This window comes from Alkalibacterium sp. m-11 (assembly GCF_054658155.1).
The window spans coordinates 1-930 of sequence record NZ_BAAGIR010000290.1 but is presented as its reverse complement, the minus strand read 5'-3'; the positions used below and the strand labels follow the sequence as shown (position 1 = coordinate 930).

Below are 930 nucleotides of genomic sequence, written 5' to 3'. Positions count from 1 at the left end.
TTAATAGAACACAAACAAAAATAATCAGTGCTACCTGTGTAAATGCCTTGAAATTTACCAGATAATCACTGATTATTTATTTTACCCATTTATAGCCCTTAAAAAGGGTTTCTTTTTCAGCACCCTCGAGAGAACTCAGGCACTTTTTTTAGACAGAAAGAATTTAAGGAAAGAATAGAGAATGGGCATTTAGGCATAGAAGAAAGCCCTGAAGAGTTTGAACAGTCTCCCTTCAGGACTTGATTACTATAAATAATATCAGAGAATAAATCAGTCGAGCTTGTTGTCCAGATCTGTACGAATAATCATGACGTCACAAGACGCCTGTCTGATTACATAATCAGATACTGACCCAACAAAGATACGTTCAACAGCATTCAGTCCCGTGGCACCGAGCATGATCAGGTCGATATGTTCCGATTGAGGGATCTGCTTGGCAATCATGACTTTAGGAGATCCATATTCCAATACTATTTTTACATTATCCAGACCTTTGTCTTCGGCATACTTTTTGTATTCGTTTAAGGTATTCTTCGCTTCCACTCGTGCGTTATCAGCGATTGACCCATCAAAGGTAGAAAATGACTGATACGCCCGTGTATCAATGACATGAGCGAGCACAAGCTGGGCATTATTACGTTTGGCAACTTCGACTGCTTTTTTGAAGGCCTTTTCTGCCTGAGTAGACCCATCGATTGCCACCATAATAGACTTATATTCCTGTAACATTCTATCCACATCCTCTCTTGTTCTATATACTGATTATACTATAAAAGACCGGACAATAGCTAACAGAAACGATTAGGTATGTGTCAAGACTTTGGCGGAAACTTTTTTTCTAGAGATGGTAACTCTTCAATTTTAATATTAAAATGGCTCATTCTGTGTGTTTCATTACCCAAACATTTTCTTCAGTTGTCCCATTGGACT

General features: G+C 38.3%; 1 protein-coding gene. It reads right to left on the bottom strand.

The window, feature by feature from the left end:
• Positions 1-270: 270 nt before the first annotated feature.
• A complete protein-coding gene (locus ACYQ2O_RS12445; protein ID WP_346024466.1) occupies positions 271-729 on the bottom strand; it encodes a universal stress protein in 459 nt (152 codons plus the stop codon).
• Positions 730-930: the final 201 nt, after the last annotated feature.